Here is a 14,294-nt window from a genome sequence, read left to right as displayed (position 1 = left end):
GACGGTCGCAGGGACCGCAAAAGGCTGGATGGTCGGGTCGGCCCGCGCTATCACCGGGCCGCAAGACAGGACACAAGGGGCAGCACAATGCGACATTCCACCCGCGGTCAGGTTGACCCCTTCATCGTGATGGACGTGATGGAGGCGGCCCAACGCGCCGAAGCGCAGGGCCGCCACATCATCCACATGGAGGTCGGCCAGCCCGGCACCCCCGCCCCCGAAGGCGCGCGTCGTGCCTTGGCGGCGGCGCTGGACCAGCCGCTTGGATATACCTCGGCACTTGGGCTGCCGGCGTTGCGTCAGGGCATCGCAGATCTGTACCGGCGCTGGTACGGGGTCGATCTGGACCCCGGTCGCGTCGTCGTCACCTCGGGCAGCAGCGGGGCGTTCCTGCTGGCGTTCTCGGCGCTGTTCGATGCGGGAGACAGGGTCGCGATGGGGTTCCCCGGCTATCCCAGCTATCGCCAGATCCTCAAGGCGATGTCGCTGGAACCCGTGGGCATCCAGACCCGTGCCGAAGACCGCTATCAGCCGCGTCCGGACGACATTCCGGACGGCGTGCAGGGGCTGATCCTGGCATCGCCCGGCAATCCGTCGGGCACGGTTCTCAGTGTGCCGGAACTGCGCGCCCTGACCGATGCGGCGCAGGCGAAGGGCGTGGCCGTCATCTCGGACGAGATCTATCACGGGCTGTCCTATGGCGACCGCTGCCATTCCGCGCTTGAGGTGACGAATGAGGTTTTCGTCGTAAACTCTTTCAGCAAATACTTTTCCATGACCGGCTGGCGGATCGGCTGGATGGTCGTGCCGCCCGAACAGGTCCGCACCGTGGAACGTCTGGCGCAGAACATGTTCATCTGTCCGCCCCATGCCAGCCAGATCGCCGCGCTGGCTGCGCTGGATTGCACCGATGAGGCCGAGGCCAATCTGGCCGTCTATGCCGAGAACCGCCGCCTGATGCTGCAGGAACTGCCCAAGGCGGGCTTCGACCGCATCGCCCCGCCCGAGGGCGCCTTCTATGTCTATGCCGATGTGTCGCATCTGACCGATGACTCGGTCGCGCTGGCCGCCGAAATTCTGAAACACGCAGGCGTCGCCGTCACGCCGGGGCTGGACTTCGACCCGGTGCGCGGGGGGCAGACGCTGCGCTTTTCCTATGCCCGCGCGACCGCCGACATCGCCGAGGGCCTGCGCCGCCTGACCGAGTATATGGCCCGCCGATGATCCTGCGCGCGGCCCTTCTGTTCCTGATGCTTGCCATTGCGCCGCCCGCGCTGGCGCAGGGTCCGGCGCGCATCGATCTGGGCGCATCCTCGCTGACGCAGCGCGATGCGGGGTGGTGGCAGCGCGTCTTCGGGCCGCGTGCGCTGGACCTGTCGCTGGCGATCGATCAGGCCGTGCCCTATCGGGTCTTTCTGGTCGGCGATCCTGCGCGGCTGGTGATCGACCTGAAGGGCACGAATATGGTCGGGCAGGACTTTGGCGCGATCTTCGGGAATGAGCTGCTGCACGCCATCCGCAGCGGCAGCTTCCAGCGCGGCTGGTCGCGTATCGTGCTGGAACTGCCCGGTCCCTATCGCGTGGCCAGCGCCGGCATGGACACCCGCGGCGCGCAGGCGCGGTTGAACGTCGCGCTGTGGCCCGTCTCGCCCCAGGATTTCAGCCCGCGTCCCTCGGCTGCGGCGGCGCTGCGCAACCTGCCCGATCCGGCCCTGCTGTCCGATACGCCCATCCGCGGCGAGGGGCTGGTCGTCACGCTGGACCCCGGCCACGGCGGCTTCGATCCCGGCGCGCAGGCCGGTGCCACCACCGAGGCCGAACTGGTGCTGACCTTCGCGCGCGAATTGCGTGATGCGTTGACCGAAAAGGGCGTCACGGTCAACATGACCCGCGACAAGGACAGCTTTGTCGCGCTGGAAGACCGCATGACGGTGGCGCGGCAGGCGGGGTCGCATCTGATGATTTCCCTGCACGCCGACGCCCTGCCCAAGGGGCAGGCGGCAGGCGCCACCGTCTATGTCTGGAGCAATTCCGCCGATGAACGTGCCGCCCGCCAGCTGGCCGCGCGGCATGAACGCGACGACCTGCTGCTGGGGATGGACCTGTCGGGGCAGGATGACGCGCTGGCCCATGCGCTGATGGATTTCGCCCGCACCGACACCCAGCCCCGGTCCGAGGCCTATGCCCGCCAGCTGATTTCGCGCATGGCGCTGATGGGGATCGGGCTGCACGGGCGGCCCGTGCAGGGGGCGGCATTTTCGGTGCTGAAGTCGCCCGACATCACCTCGGTCCTGCTGGAACTGGGGTTCATCTCGGATCGGAACGACCTGTCGAAGATGTCCGATCCGATATGGCGCGCCCGCATGGTCCGCGCCGTCACCGAGGCGACCCTTGGCTGGTGGCACGACGAAGCCGCCCGTGGTGCCCTGCTGCGCAAGTGACACACCCAGTGTTGCTTTGACCGTGGGGGCAGGTGCCGTTATAGACTGGCCCTGAAAATCCGAAAAGGCGACATGACGTGCTGCGAGCCATACTTTCATTCATCGGAGCGATCTTTTCCTGGTTCGTGACCGCCAGCTTCTTCATTGCCCTGACCTTGGGCGGGATCTTTTGGGTCTATTCGCGCGATCTGCCCAGCCATGAAACGCTGGCGCAATATTCGCCCAAGACCATCAGCCGCATCTATTCCGCCGAAGGTCAGCTGATCGATGAGTTTGCCGATGAACGCCGCATCTTCGTGCCGATCGATGAAATTCCCGATCTGGTCAAGCAGGCCTTCGTCAGCGCCGAGGACAAAAATTTCTTCAGCCACCCGGGCTATGACCTGCGCGGCATCCTGGGGGCGGCCTATCAGGCGGCGGCCAGTGGCGGTTCGCAGGTGCGCGGCGCATCGACCATCACCCAGCAGGTGATGAAGAACTTTCTGCTGTCCAGCGACCGCAGCGTCGAACGCAAGGTCAAGGAACTGATCCTGGCCTCGCGGCTGGAACAGACGCTGTCCAAGGACCAGATCCTGGAACTGTATCTGAACGAGATTTTCTTGGGCCAGAACAGCTTTGGCGTCGCCGCCGCCTCGCAGACCTATTTCAACAAGTCGCTGACCGAACTGGCCCCGCATGAGGCCGCGATGCTGGCATCCATGCCGCAGGCGCCGGGTCGCTATCACCCGGTGCGCGCCAAGGAACGTGTCACCGAACGCCGCAACTATGTCCTGCGCGAGATGTGGCAGAACGGCTATATCGACGAGGCCACCTATGAGGCCGAGGCCAAGCTGCCGTTGCGCTCGGTCCAGAACGGCGACTTCAAGTCCTTCCAGAACCAGCTGCCCAACCGCGATTACTTCACCGATGAAATCCGCCGGCAGTTGAGCCGCGAATTCGGTCAGGACGAATTCTTCGGCGGCGGCATGACCATCCGCGCCACCGTCGATCCCGACCTGCAGACCGAAGCCGCCACCGCCCTGCAGGAGGCGTTGGAACAATACGACCGCGGCTTGGGCATCTGGCGCGGCACCGGCGAGGTCCTGCCCCCCGAGGCGCTGACCGATCAGGTCGCGTGGCGCGGCGCGCTGTGGGACCTGCGCCTGCCGCGCGACATCGCCGGATGGCACCCCGCCGTCGTGCTGGAAATGGGCAGCAGCGACGCCCGCATCGGCATCGAGGGCATCGAGGAAGACGCCGACGGTCATTGGATCACCGCCAAGGACGTCCAATGGGCCCGCAAGCGCAATGCCGACGGCAGCCTTGGCCCCCGCGCACAGGTCGCCGCCGATCTGTTGGACGTGGGCGATGTGGTGCTGGTCCGTGCCATGACCAGCGACAGCGACGGCAGCTTCATCCGCTGGACCCTGCGGCAGATCCCGCAGGTCGAGGGCGGCTTCATGGCGATGGACGTGAACACCGGGCGCGTGCTGGCGATGCAGGGCGGCTTTTCCTATCAAAGTTCGGTCTTCAACCGGGCCACGCAGGCGCAGCGCCAGCCGGGGTCGTCCTTCAAACCCTTCGTCTATGCCGCGGCGCTGGACAACAACTATACCCCCGCCACCATCGTGGTCGATGAACCCATCCGCGTGAACACGCCGCAGGGGCTGTGGGAACCCAAGAACAGCTCGGGTCAGCATTACGGGCCGACGCCTTTGCGCACCGGCATCGAACAGTCGCGCAACCTGATGACCATCCGCATCGCCGACGATATCGGCATGGATCAGGTCGCCCGCTATGCCGAGGATTTCGGCGTGTATGACAAGCTGCGCCCCTTCCTTGCTAACGCCCTTGGCGCGCAGGAAACCACGCTGTTCAAGATGGTCGCCGCCTATGCGATGTTCGCCAACGGCGGCGAAAGGGTCGAACCCACGCTGGTCGACCGCGTGCAGGATCGCCGCGGGCGCACCGTCTATCGCCACGACCAGCGGGTCTGCGAAACCTGCGGCATGCAGCCTTTGCCCGTGGGGCAGGGTCCGGTCATCGACAACAACCGCGAACGGGTGATGGATGCGGTCACGGCCTATCAGCTGACCTCGATGATGGAGGGTGTGGTCAAGCGCGGCTCGGGCAAGGGCGTGAACCTGCCTGTGCCGATCGCGGGCAAGACCGGCACCACGAACGACGCCAAGGACGTGTGGTTCATCGGCTATTCCAGCAATATCGTCGCGGGCTGCTATATCGGTTTCGACCAGCCGCGCAGCCTTGGCAACCGCGCCTATGGCGGGACGCTGTGCGTGCCGGTCTTCAACGCCTTCATGCGCGACGCGGTCCGCAAGTTCGGCGGCACGGAATTCAAGGTTCCGCCGGGTGGCTATTGGGTCAAGATCGACCGCGTGACCGGCCAGCGGCTGGCCGATGATGCGACCGGGCCGAACGTCATTTCGGAATATTTCCGCGACGGCACCGACCCCGACTGGATGACACCCTATGTCGTGTCGGGCTTTGGCGACAACAACGTCATCCTGCCGTGGGAGGCGGGGGCCGCGGCCGCGACCTCGATCACCACCTCGACCGGCCAGAAGCGGGTGATCCCCAAGCGGGCCGATTTCGGGTCCATGTCCTCGGGCGGTCTTTACTGATCGCGGCGGCGGGTGGTCTTGCCCAAGGCCGCCCGCCGCGTTATCACCCCGGACCTGACGCCAGACCGAAGGGAGCCCGCATATGCGCGCCGAAACGCAGTCCACCATCGAGGCCATCCGTCGTTCGCTGACCCTGCTGGGCCAGCGCCTTGACTGGCAGACCGCGCCCCATCGACTGGAAGAGATGAACGCCATGATCGAGGATGGCGATCTGTGGTCCGACCCGGCCCGCGCGCAAAAGCTGATGCGCGACCGTCAGTCGCTGTCCGATGCCATCGACACCTATCGCCGGATCGAGGGCGATCTGTCTGCCAATGCCGAAATGGTCGAACTGGCCGAAATGGAAGGCGACGCCGATCTGGTCGCCGAATCCGAAGCGAACCTGAAGGCGCTGGCCACTCTGGCCGCCCAAAAGGAACTGGAGGCCCTGCTGAACGGCGAGGCCGACGCCAACGACACCTTCCTTGAAGTCAACGCAGGTGCGGGCGGCACCGAAAGCTGTGACTGGGCGTCCATGCTGGCGCGCATGTATGTGCGTTGGGCCGAAAAGAAGGGCTATGAGGTCGAATTGCTGTCCGAAACCGGCGGCGATGAGGCCGGCATCCGCAGCGCCGCCTATAAGATCACCGGCCATAATGCCTATGGCTGGCTGAAATCGGAATCGGGCGTGCACCGGTTGGTCCGCATCAGCCCCTATGACAGCGCCGCGCGTCGTCATACCAGCTTCAGCAGCATCTGGGTCTATCCGGTCGTCGACGAAAACATCGAGATCGATATCCCCGACCGCGACATCCGCATCGACACCTATCGGTCTTCGGGCGCGGGCGGTCAGCACGTCAACACCACCGACTCGGCGGTGCGGATCACCCACCTTCCCACGAACATCGTCGTGACCAGTTCCGAAAAGTCCCAGCACCAGAACCGCGCCAACGCCATGGCGGCGCTGAAGGCGCGTCTTTACCAGATGGAGCTGGACAAGCGGAATGCCGAGATCAACGCCCAGCACGCCGCCAAGGGCGATGCGGGGTGGGGAAACCAGATCCGGTCCTATGTCCTACACCCCTATCAAATGGTCAAAGACCTGCGCACGGGTGAGGAGACCAGCGACACCCAAGGCACGCTGGACGGCGATCTGGACCGCTTCATGGCCGCCACGCTGGCCCTTGATGTGGCCGGCAAATCCCGCGCCGAGGCGCAGGGCGACGACTGATCCAACAGGGCACCCTTTCGGGTGCCCTTTTCATTTCGGGGGCGTGCATGATCCAAAAGCGGCAATTGGGGCAGGGCGGCCCGATGGTGGGCGCGGTCGCGCTTGGCACGATGAATTTCCTTGGCACCTATGGTCCCGCCGATCCCGACACCAGCCTGCGCTGCATGGCGGAATGCGTGGATATGGGGATTGACCACATCGACACCTCCGATGTCTATGGGTCCGGCGGGGCCGAGGAACTGCTGGCGCGTTTCCTGAAGACCCATGGCGACCGCGTGACCTTGGCCACCAAGGGCGGCATCACCCGCCAGCCGGATCATCCTTTCGACAACACCGACCACTATCTGACCCGCACGCTGGAGGCATCCCTGAAGCGCATGCAGGTCGAGCGGGTCGATCTGTATTACGTGCATCGCCGTCAGGCCGACCACCCGATCGAGGAGACGATGCAGACCCTGCTGCGCCTGCGCGATCAGGGCAAGATCGGCGCGATCGGTCTGTCGGAAATTGCGCCCTCGACGCTGGAACGTGCGGCTGCGGTGGGGCCGGTGGCGGCGGTGCAGTCGGAATATTCGCTGTGGACGCGTCAGCCGGAACTTGGCCTGACCGATGCTTGCGCCCGCCACGGCGCAGCGATGGTCGCCTTTTCACCCGTCGGGCGCGGCGTCTTTGCCGATACGCCGCCTGATCCCGCAAATTTCGCGCCGGGCGATCTGCGCGCCACCATGCCGCGCTTTCAGCCCGACAACTGGGCGCATAACCTGACCCGCCTGCGGTCCTTCGCCGATCTGGCCCGCGACATGGGCGAAAGCCCTGCCAGTCTGGCCATCGCATGGGTGCTGGCCCGCGCCCCGCACATCATCGCGCTGCCGGGGTCGCGCGACATCGCCCATTGGCGTCAGCTGGCGCGCGGGGCCGATCTGACCCTGACCGCCGGACAGATGGAGCAGATCGAAACGGTGCTTCCCGCGGGATGGGCGCATGGGCCACGATACGGCGGCGCGATGTCCGTCGGCCCCGAGGGGTATTGCTGAGGATCGGATTACCGTCATGGATGACAAGAGCATCAATCTGGCACTGCAGGGCGGCGGGGCGCATGGCGCCTTTACCTGGGGCGTTCTGGACCGCCTGCTGGACGAACATTGGCTGGATATCGCGGCGGTCAGCGGGGCCTCGGCGGGGGCGCTGAACGGGGCGGCGCTGAAGGCGGGTCTGGGCGCGCATTCCGGTCGCGCGGGCCGCGAGGCGGCGCGGCGCAACCTGGACGCCCTCTGGACGCAGGTCGGCGAAATGAGCGATAATCGCGTCATCCGCTGGATGCAGTCGCTGATGCCCATGCCACGCGGGGTGCAGCGCTGGACGCAGATGGTGTCGCCCGCCGCATGGCTGGACAATCTGACGCGGATTTTCAGCCCCTACGACTATGGCCCGCTGTACAACAACCCGCTTGGGCCGCTGCTGCGCGAATTGCCCTATCCGGATTTTGCCTGCCCGAACGGTCCGGCCTTGTTCATTGCCGCAACCAATGTCCGGACCGGACGTGTGCGGGTCTTCACGGGGCAGCATGCGACGCCCGATGCAGTGATGGCCTCCGCCTGCCTGCCGACCCTGTTTCAGGCAGTCGAGATCCCCGACCCCGAGACCGGCCAGATCGAGGCCTATTGGGACGGTGGCTATGCGGCCAACCCGGCGCTGTTTCCGATGTATGGTGCGCGTTACCCACGCGATCTGCTGATCGTCGCGCTGAACCCGCTGATGCGCGACGTGCTGCCCCGCACTCCGGTCGAAATCGCCGACCGCGTGAACGAGATCAGCTTCAATTCATCCCTGATGGGGCAGCTGCGGGCGGTGAATTTCGTCAAGCGGCTGTTTGCCGAGGGGCGCGTCGAATCCTCCGGCATGAAGAACGTGCTGGTGCATCTGATCGATGACGACGCGCTGATGAATGATCTGACGGCCCGGACCAAGTTGATGCCCGGACCGGGGATGCTGGCCACGATGAAGACGGCGGGGCAGGTGGCGGCGGATCGGTTCCTGACCGATCATGCCGACAAGCTGAACGTCAGCGACAGTTTCGATCTGTCGCAATTGTTCCCCGCCGTTTCCTTTGATTAGACCATGGCCCGTGCGATGGCCGCGGCCAGACGCGCGTTGTTCAGGACCAGTTCGATGTTCGAGGCCAGCGAGCGTCCCTCGGTCAGCTCGAAGATGCGCTGCAGCAGGAACGGCGTGACCTGCTTGGCGGCGATCTTCTGCGCCTCGGCTTCCGACAGGGCCTGTTCGATGGCGGGCATGATCACGTCGCGGGTGATTTCATGTTCGACCGGGATCGGGTTGCAGACCAGCTGGCCACCTTTGACGCCCAAGCGCGCGCGCATCGCAGCCGCAGCCGCGATGTCAGTGGCGCTGTCCATCCGCAGCGGTGCCTTGATGCCCGAAGCGCGCGACCAGAAGGCCGGCAATTCGTCCTGACCATAGGCGATGACCGGAACGCCAAGCGTTTCCAGCACTTCCCATGTTTTCGGCAGGTCAAGAATGGCCTTGGCACCGGCCGCAACAACGGTCACGGCCGTCTGGCCCAGTTCCTGCAAGTCAGCCGAGATATCGAAGCTGAGTTCCGCCCCGCGATGCACGCCGCCGATGCCGCCGGTGGCGAAGACCTTGATGCCCGCCAGTTCGGCGCAGATCATCGTCGCGGCAACGGTCGTGGCACCCGTGCGGCCATTGGCCAGACAGACGGCCAGATCGGCGCGGCTCAGCTTCATGGCCTGATCCGAGGGCGTCTGCGCAAGCGCGGTCAGCGCCTCGGTCGTCAGGCCAATGTGGATCTGGCCGTTCATGACCGCGATGGTGGCGGGGGTGGCACCGCCTTCGCGGATGGTATCCTCGACCTTCTGTGCCATCTCCAGGTTCTGCGGCCAAGGCATCCCATGGGTGATGATGGTCAATTCCAGCGCCACGACAGGGCGTCCGGCTTTCAGCGCCTCGGCCACTTCGGGGGCGAAGGTCATGGGGGCATCGGTCATGGTGGTCACGGAACGTCCTTTCCAGAGACATGTGCGGCGGCGGCCTGGACCGCCTGACGCAAAGCCGCATCGCGCGGCTGGTTCTTCAATTCGGCCGCCAGATGGGCGGCAAGGAAACAATCGCCGGCGCCGGTCACGCGGGCCACGGTGACGCGCGGCGGGGTCACGACCAGCGTGGGACCGTTCGCCATCGCGTCCGCCGCGCTGTGGGGGCCGTCGGTGACCAGCACGCGGGCGGCGCCACGGGCCACCACGGCCTGCGCGGCGGTGGCGGCGTCGGGGCAGGCGCGTCCGGCCAGGATCTCGGCCTCGAGCCTATTCAGATAGAAGCAGCCGCGGCGGGCGGCGATCAGAGGTTCCAGCCGTTCGGCCTTGCCAGGGCTGGCGGGCACGACGCGCAGATCGGCACCGGCCAGACGCGGGTCGCGCGACATGGTGGCCAGCAGATCCTCGGTCAGATTGCCGTCCAGAACGACGGGGCCGGTCCAATTGGCCAGCGCGTCGGCCAAGGGCGAAAGGATGGTGTCGCCAGCGGCTTCCAGACTGTGGGCGTCGGCGATGGCGGCGATCAGGCCTTCGCTGTCCTCGATGCCCATATAGCAGTCGGTCGGCAAGCCGCTGTCGCGGGTCAGCCAGTCGGTGCGCACGCCAAGACGCGCGGCCTGCGCCGTCAGTGCCTCGCCTTCCGGATCGCGGCCAACGGCGGACAGCACGGCGGGGGTCAGACCCCAACGCGCCAGCGCGACGGCGACATTCAGCGCGACACCGCCGGGGATGTGGCTGATGCGACCGGGCACATCGGCGCCTTGGGCCATGCGGCGCGGCGCGCGTCCGATCACATCCCACAGCATCGCGCCGATGCACAGGATATCAGGGTGCTTGTCGGTCATCGTTATCCCTCAGCTCGGTTTCTAGGAACCGTTCGAAATCATCCAGGTCGATCGGGTCGAACTGCCCGAAACCCTGCATCCAGACCGAGGCGCCGCGCATCCCGTCGGGGTCCAGCTTGCACCATGTGATCCTGCCGCGCCGCTCTTGCCGGATCAGACCGGCGGCTGCAAGCACTGCAAGGTGCTTCGAGATCGAAGCGAGGCTGGTATCGAAGGGCGCGGCCACGTCGCTGACCGCCATGTCGTCCTCCAGTAGCATCGACAAGACGCGGCGCCGCGTCGGGTCGGCCAGGGCGGCAAAGATCAGGTCCAGCCGGTTGGCCTGGGGCAGGTTGGTCATCGGATCGCCTGTCTGTCTGGAATGCGCGGGGCGGGTGATGCTTAACCGGGCGGTTGAATAATGTCGGGGCGTGATCGGGAATGCAACCCGTGCGAAAGATTCCAGTCCTGCAGTTAATCCAATGATTACAATGTTTTGAAATAATGTTGCGCGTGCTTGACTTGGGCGGCCCTTGCCCCTAGACAACGCCCAACGAACACGAGGGCGTGAAACATGGCCAGCGGGCCCCAAGGCGACAAGGACAGGGCGGCGGATGCCGAACGTCTGGCCGCATTGGAAGCCAAGCTGGCTGCGAAAGCGCCCAAGCCGTCGGGTCCAAATCCGATGGGGAAATACGAACAGGCCAATCTTGCCTGGCGGATGGTGATCGAATTCGTGACCGGCCTCGGGCTGGGTTTCGCGGTCGGTTACGGGTTGGATTATCTGTTGGGCACCAAGCCCTTCTTGATGGTCATCTTTATTTTTCTCGGTCTTGCGGCCGGCGTCAAATCCATGATGCGCACCGCAGCCGAGCTTGACAGGAAATCCGGCGACCAGCCGGGCAGTGACGAGAGGGATTGATCGTGGCGACGGAAGCGACTGGCGGCGGCCTTGAATTCCACCCTATGGACCAGTTCATCGTCAAGCCCCTGTTCGGTGCTGGCGAAGTTCACTGGTACACCCCGACGAACGTGACGCTGTGGCTGGCGCTGACCGCGCTTGCCGCGATCGCGCTTCTGGTGCTGGGCACCCGTGGCCGCGCCATCGTGCCGAACCGCGCGCAGTCGATGGCCGAAATGGCCTATGGTCTGGTCTACAAGATGATCGAAGACATCTCGGGCAAGGACGGTCTGCGTTACTTCCCCTATGTCCTGACGCTGTTCATGTTCGTGGTCTTCGCCAACCTGCTGGGTCTGCTGCCGATGGCCTTCACGGTCACCTCGCATATCGCCGTCACCGGCGTGCTGGCGATGGCTGTTTTCCTGGGCGTGACGGCGATCGGCTTCATCAAGAACGGCACGCATTTCCTGGATCTGTTCTGGGTCCGCTCGGCACCGCTGGCCGTGCGTCCGATCCTGGCCGTGATCGAAGTCATCAGCTACTTCGTGCGTCCGCTGTCCCTGTCCATTCGTTTGGCAGGCAACATGATCGCAGGTCACGCGGTTATCAAAGTTTTTGCGGGTTTTGCAGCGATTGCCGCTGTTGCCCCCGTCGCAATCATCGCGGTTGTCGGGATGTATGCCTTCGAGGTGCTCGTCGCCTTCGTTCAGGCCTATGTCTTTACCATCCTGACCTGCGTGTACCTCAAGGATGCGCTGCACCCGTCGCACTAAGGTGACGGGCTGCGGCCCCCGGGCGGTGTCATTCCGAGACCGCTTCCACAAGTCAAAGCTAAACTTCCAACCGCAAGGAGAAATACCATGGAAGGCAATATCGGAGAACTGGGCCAGTACATCGGCGTCGGCCTGACCGCATTCGGCATGGGCATGGCTGCTCTAGGTGTGGGCAATGTTGCCGGCAACTTCCTGGCAGGCGCTCTGCGCAATCCGTCGGCTGCTGCCGGCCAGACCGCCACGCTGTTCATCGGCATGGCATTCGCCGAAGCACTGGGGATCTTCTCGTTCCTCGTCGCGCTTCTGCTGATGTTCGCGGTCTGATCCATCGCCATCCTTGCGGCGGGGTGGGGGCAACCCCCACCCCTTCGTGATATTCAAGGCCATGGGGTAGGATATGTTCAGCCTGTTGCAAGAGGCCGCCCACACCGCGGTCGAAACCACTGAGGGCGTCGTCGTTCACGACGAAGCAGCCCACGGCGCCGATGCCGCGACCCACGGGGTCGATGCAGCGGGCCATGCCACCGAAGCCGCGGGCCTTCCGCAGCTGGATATCGCCACCTTCGGCAACCAGATCTTCTGGTTGGTCGTCACCTTGGTGGTCCTTTATCTGGTGCTGTCGCGGATCGCTTTGCCGCGCATCGCGTCGGTCCTGTCGGATCGTCAGGGTGCCGTGACCGGCGATCTGATGGCCGCAGAAGAATTCAAGCAGAAAGCCCAAGAGGCTGAAGCAGCTTACGACAAGGCATTGGCCGACGCACGCAGCGAAGCCCAAGCCATCGTCGCGCAGAACCGTGCCGAGATCCAGACCGAGCTGGATGCCGCCATCGCCAAGGCCGACGCCGAGATTTCGGCACGTACCGCCGAATCCGAGACCCGCATCCGCGAAATCCGCGCATCGGCCGATGTCAGCGCGCGTGAAGTCGCCCGCGATGTCACGGCCCAGCTGGTCGCCAGCTTTGGTGGCAATGCCGATGATGCTGCTGTCTCGGCTGCCGTGGACGACCGCATGAAAGGGGCTGTGCAATGACCCGTTTGTTCGCAATCGCCGCTGCTGCTGCAGTGACGGCGGGTCCTGCTGCCGCAGCGACCGGTCCGTTCTTCTCGCTTGGCAACACGAACTTCATCGTCCTGATCGCGTTTATCGTGTTCATCGGCGTGCTGGTCTATTTTAAGGTCCCCGCTTTGCTGGGCGGCCTGCTGGACAAGCGTGCCGACGGCATCCGCAACGATCTGGACGAGGCACGTCGCCTGCGTGAAGAAGCGCAGGAAATCTATGCCAGCTACGAGCGTCGCCAGCGCGAAGTGAAAACGCAGGCTGACCAGATTGTCGCCAGCGCCAAGCGCGAGGCCGAGGCACAGGCTGCCAAGGCCAAGGAAGATCTGGCCGCCTCGATCGAGCGTCGCCTTCAGGGCGCGCAGGATCAGATCACCAGCGCCGAAAACGATGCGGTTCGCGCCGTTCGTGACCGCGCCGTTCAGACCGCCGTCGCGGCAGCCTCGGAAATCCTGATCCGTCAGGTGAACGCAGGTCAGCGCTCGGCCGGGATCGACGATGCCATCGAAGACGTGGCCCGCCGCCTGAACTGAACCAATACTGTCGATCATTGATGAAAGCCCCCGACACCTGCGCGTCGGGGGCTTTTTCATATCCGATCGCGGCCAATGAAAAAGGCCGGGCGATGCCGCCCGGCCTTTCAACACGATTATCGACCGCCCGATTATTGGGTCGGACGAATGATGATCTCGACCCGGCGGTTCTGTGCACGACCCGAAACGGTGTCGTTCGAGGCGACCGGCTGAGTCAAACCACGGCCCGTGGCGGCAAGGCGGCTTTGCGACACGCCGGCGGCGGCCAGAATGCCCGCGACCGATTGCGCGCGGCGCTGCGACAGGTCCTGATTGTAGGCTGCAGCACCGGTGTTGTCGGTATGGCCGATAACCTCGACACGGCTGTTCGGATATTGGTTCAGGTTGCGCGCGACGGCGTAGAGATCGCTTTGCGCAGGACCGGACACGGCGGCACTGTCAGTGGCGAACAGGATGCCCTCGGGCAGGACGACCTGCAGATACGAGCCGTGGTTGACGATCTGTACGTTCGGGTTCGAAATCGACGACTTCAACGCTGCGGCCTGACGGTCCAGAATATTGCCGGCAACCGCACCTGCTGCCGCGCCAAGGATGGCACCGCGCGCTGCGTCACGGCCCTGATTGTTGCTGTCGTCGTCGCGGGTCGCGCCGTAAAGTGCGCCGACGGCGGCACCGGCCAAGGCACCCTGCTTGGTGCGGGTGTTGTCACCGCCGGTGGTGCCCATCATGCCGGTATCGGCGCAGGCCCCAAGGACCAGCAGGCTGGAGACGGCAAGGACGGACGTTGTGCGGAGTTTCATCGGGCTCCCTTTCCTCTGACTGCGCGACCATGCGGGTGACGCCGGTGCGCGGGTGTTCTGATG

15 protein-coding genes are annotated in these 14,294 nt (G+C 64.9%); 11 read left to right on the top strand and 4 right to left on the bottom strand.

Annotated elements, in window-relative coordinates:
* Nucleotides 1-87 precede the first annotated feature (87 nt).
* The 6 genes from SJY40_RS08155 (at nt 88) to SJY40_RS08130 (ending at nt 8,387) form a co-directional block, all read left to right on the top strand.
* Entirely contained in the window at nt 88-1,224 is a 1,137-nt protein-coding gene (locus tag SJY40_RS08155; RefSeq protein WP_378944855.1) for a pyridoxal phosphate-dependent aminotransferase, read from the top strand.
* On the top strand, nt 1,221-2,441 hold the full coding sequence (locus SJY40_RS08150; RefSeq protein WP_378944853.1) for an N-acetylmuramoyl-L-alanine amidase: 1,221 nt from the start codon (nt 1,221-1,223) through the stop codon (nt 2,439-2,441). Before SJY40_RS08155 ends, SJY40_RS08150 begins: the two co-directional genes overlap by 4 nt.
* 77 nt (nt 2,442-2,518) lie before the next feature.
* Nucleotides 2,519-5,062 (top strand): penicillin-binding protein 1A, encoded by a 2,544-nt coding sequence (locus SJY40_RS08145; RefSeq protein ID WP_378944850.1) that lies wholly within the window; start codon nt 2,519-2,521, stop codon nt 5,060-5,062.
* Between the two features lie 82 nt (nt 5,063-5,144).
* Entirely contained in the window at nt 5,145-6,272 is a 1,128-nt protein-coding gene (prfB, locus tag SJY40_RS08140; RefSeq protein WP_378944847.1) for a peptide chain release factor 2, read from the top strand.
* A 47-nt stretch (nt 6,273-6,319) separates the two neighbouring features.
* Entirely contained in the window at nt 6,320-7,306 is a 987-nt protein-coding gene (locus SJY40_RS08135; RefSeq protein WP_378944844.1) for an aldo/keto reductase, read from the top strand.
* A gap of 16 nt (nt 7,307-7,322) precedes the next feature.
* Complete coding sequence (locus SJY40_RS08130; protein WP_378944842.1) at nt 7,323-8,387, top strand: patatin-like phospholipase family protein; 1,065 nt, start codon at nt 7,323-7,325, stop codon at nt 8,385-8,387.
* Here the strand turns inward: SJY40_RS08130 and SJY40_RS08125 are convergent.
* From SJY40_RS08125 to SJY40_RS08115, 3 genes are read right to left on the bottom strand one after another with little or no spacing between them, the layout of a single operon-like run.
* Nucleotides 8,384-9,298, bottom strand: coding sequence for a pseudouridine-5'-phosphate glycosidase (locus tag SJY40_RS08125; protein WP_378948320.1), 915 nt, complete (start codon nt 9,296-9,298; stop codon nt 8,384-8,386). The genes SJY40_RS08130 and SJY40_RS08125 overlap by 4 nt on opposite strands.
* Nucleotides 9,299-9,303: 5 nt before the next feature.
* Complete coding sequence (locus SJY40_RS08120) at nt 9,304-10,188, bottom strand: PfkB family carbohydrate kinase (RefSeq protein WP_378944839.1); 885 nt, start codon at nt 10,186-10,188, stop codon at nt 9,304-9,306.
* Nucleotides 10,169-10,528: an ArsR/SmtB family transcription factor gene (locus SJY40_RS08115; RefSeq protein WP_378944836.1), complete on the bottom strand. Its 360-nt coding sequence runs from the start codon at nt 10,526-10,528 to the stop codon at nt 10,169-10,171. The genes SJY40_RS08120 and SJY40_RS08115 overlap by 20 nt, the downstream gene beginning before the upstream one ends.
* 213 nt (nt 10,529-10,741) lie before the next feature.
* Between SJY40_RS08115 and SJY40_RS08110 the strand changes: the two genes are divergently transcribed.
* The 5 genes from SJY40_RS08110 (at nt 10,742) to SJY40_RS08090 (ending at nt 13,431) form a co-directional block, all read left to right on the top strand.
* On the top strand, nt 10,742-11,089 hold the full coding sequence (locus SJY40_RS08110) for an AtpZ/AtpI family protein (protein WP_378944833.1): 348 nt from the start codon (nt 10,742-10,744) through the stop codon (nt 11,087-11,089).
* 2 nt (nt 11,090-11,091) lie between these two features.
* Nucleotides 11,092-11,841, top strand: coding sequence for a F0F1 ATP synthase subunit A (locus SJY40_RS08105; RefSeq protein WP_245894629.1), 750 nt, complete (start codon nt 11,092-11,094; stop codon nt 11,839-11,841).
* Between the two features lie 87 nt (nt 11,842-11,928).
* Complete coding sequence (locus SJY40_RS08100) at nt 11,929-12,165, top strand: F0F1 ATP synthase subunit C (RefSeq protein WP_042244507.1); 237 nt, start codon at nt 11,929-11,931, stop codon at nt 12,163-12,165.
* 73 nt (nt 12,166-12,238) lie between these two features.
* Nucleotides 12,239-12,871, top strand: coding sequence for a F0F1 ATP synthase subunit B' (locus tag SJY40_RS08095; RefSeq protein WP_378944828.1), 633 nt, complete (start codon nt 12,239-12,241; stop codon nt 12,869-12,871).
* On the top strand, nt 12,868-13,431 hold the full coding sequence (locus SJY40_RS08090) for a F0F1 ATP synthase subunit B (RefSeq protein WP_378944825.1): 564 nt from the start codon (nt 12,868-12,870) through the stop codon (nt 13,429-13,431). Before SJY40_RS08095 ends, SJY40_RS08090 begins: the two co-directional genes overlap by 4 nt.
* A gap of 131 nt (nt 13,432-13,562) precedes the next feature.
* On the opposite strand, the gene SJY40_RS08085 is transcribed toward SJY40_RS08090, so the two are convergent.
* On the bottom strand, nt 13,563-14,231 hold the full coding sequence (locus SJY40_RS08085) for an OmpA family protein (protein ID WP_378944822.1): 669 nt from the start codon (nt 14,229-14,231) through the stop codon (nt 13,563-13,565).
* Nucleotides 14,232-14,294: the final 63 nt, after the last annotated feature.

The sequence above is a fragment of the Paracoccus sp. R86501 genome (genome assembly GCF_042466435.1).
In the GTDB taxonomy this organism is placed as follows: Bacteria; Pseudomonadota; Alphaproteobacteria; order Rhodobacterales; family Rhodobacteraceae; genus Paracoccus.
The sequence above is the reverse complement of the archived record's forward strand: the minus strand, read 5'-3'. Positions and strand labels throughout refer to the sequence as shown.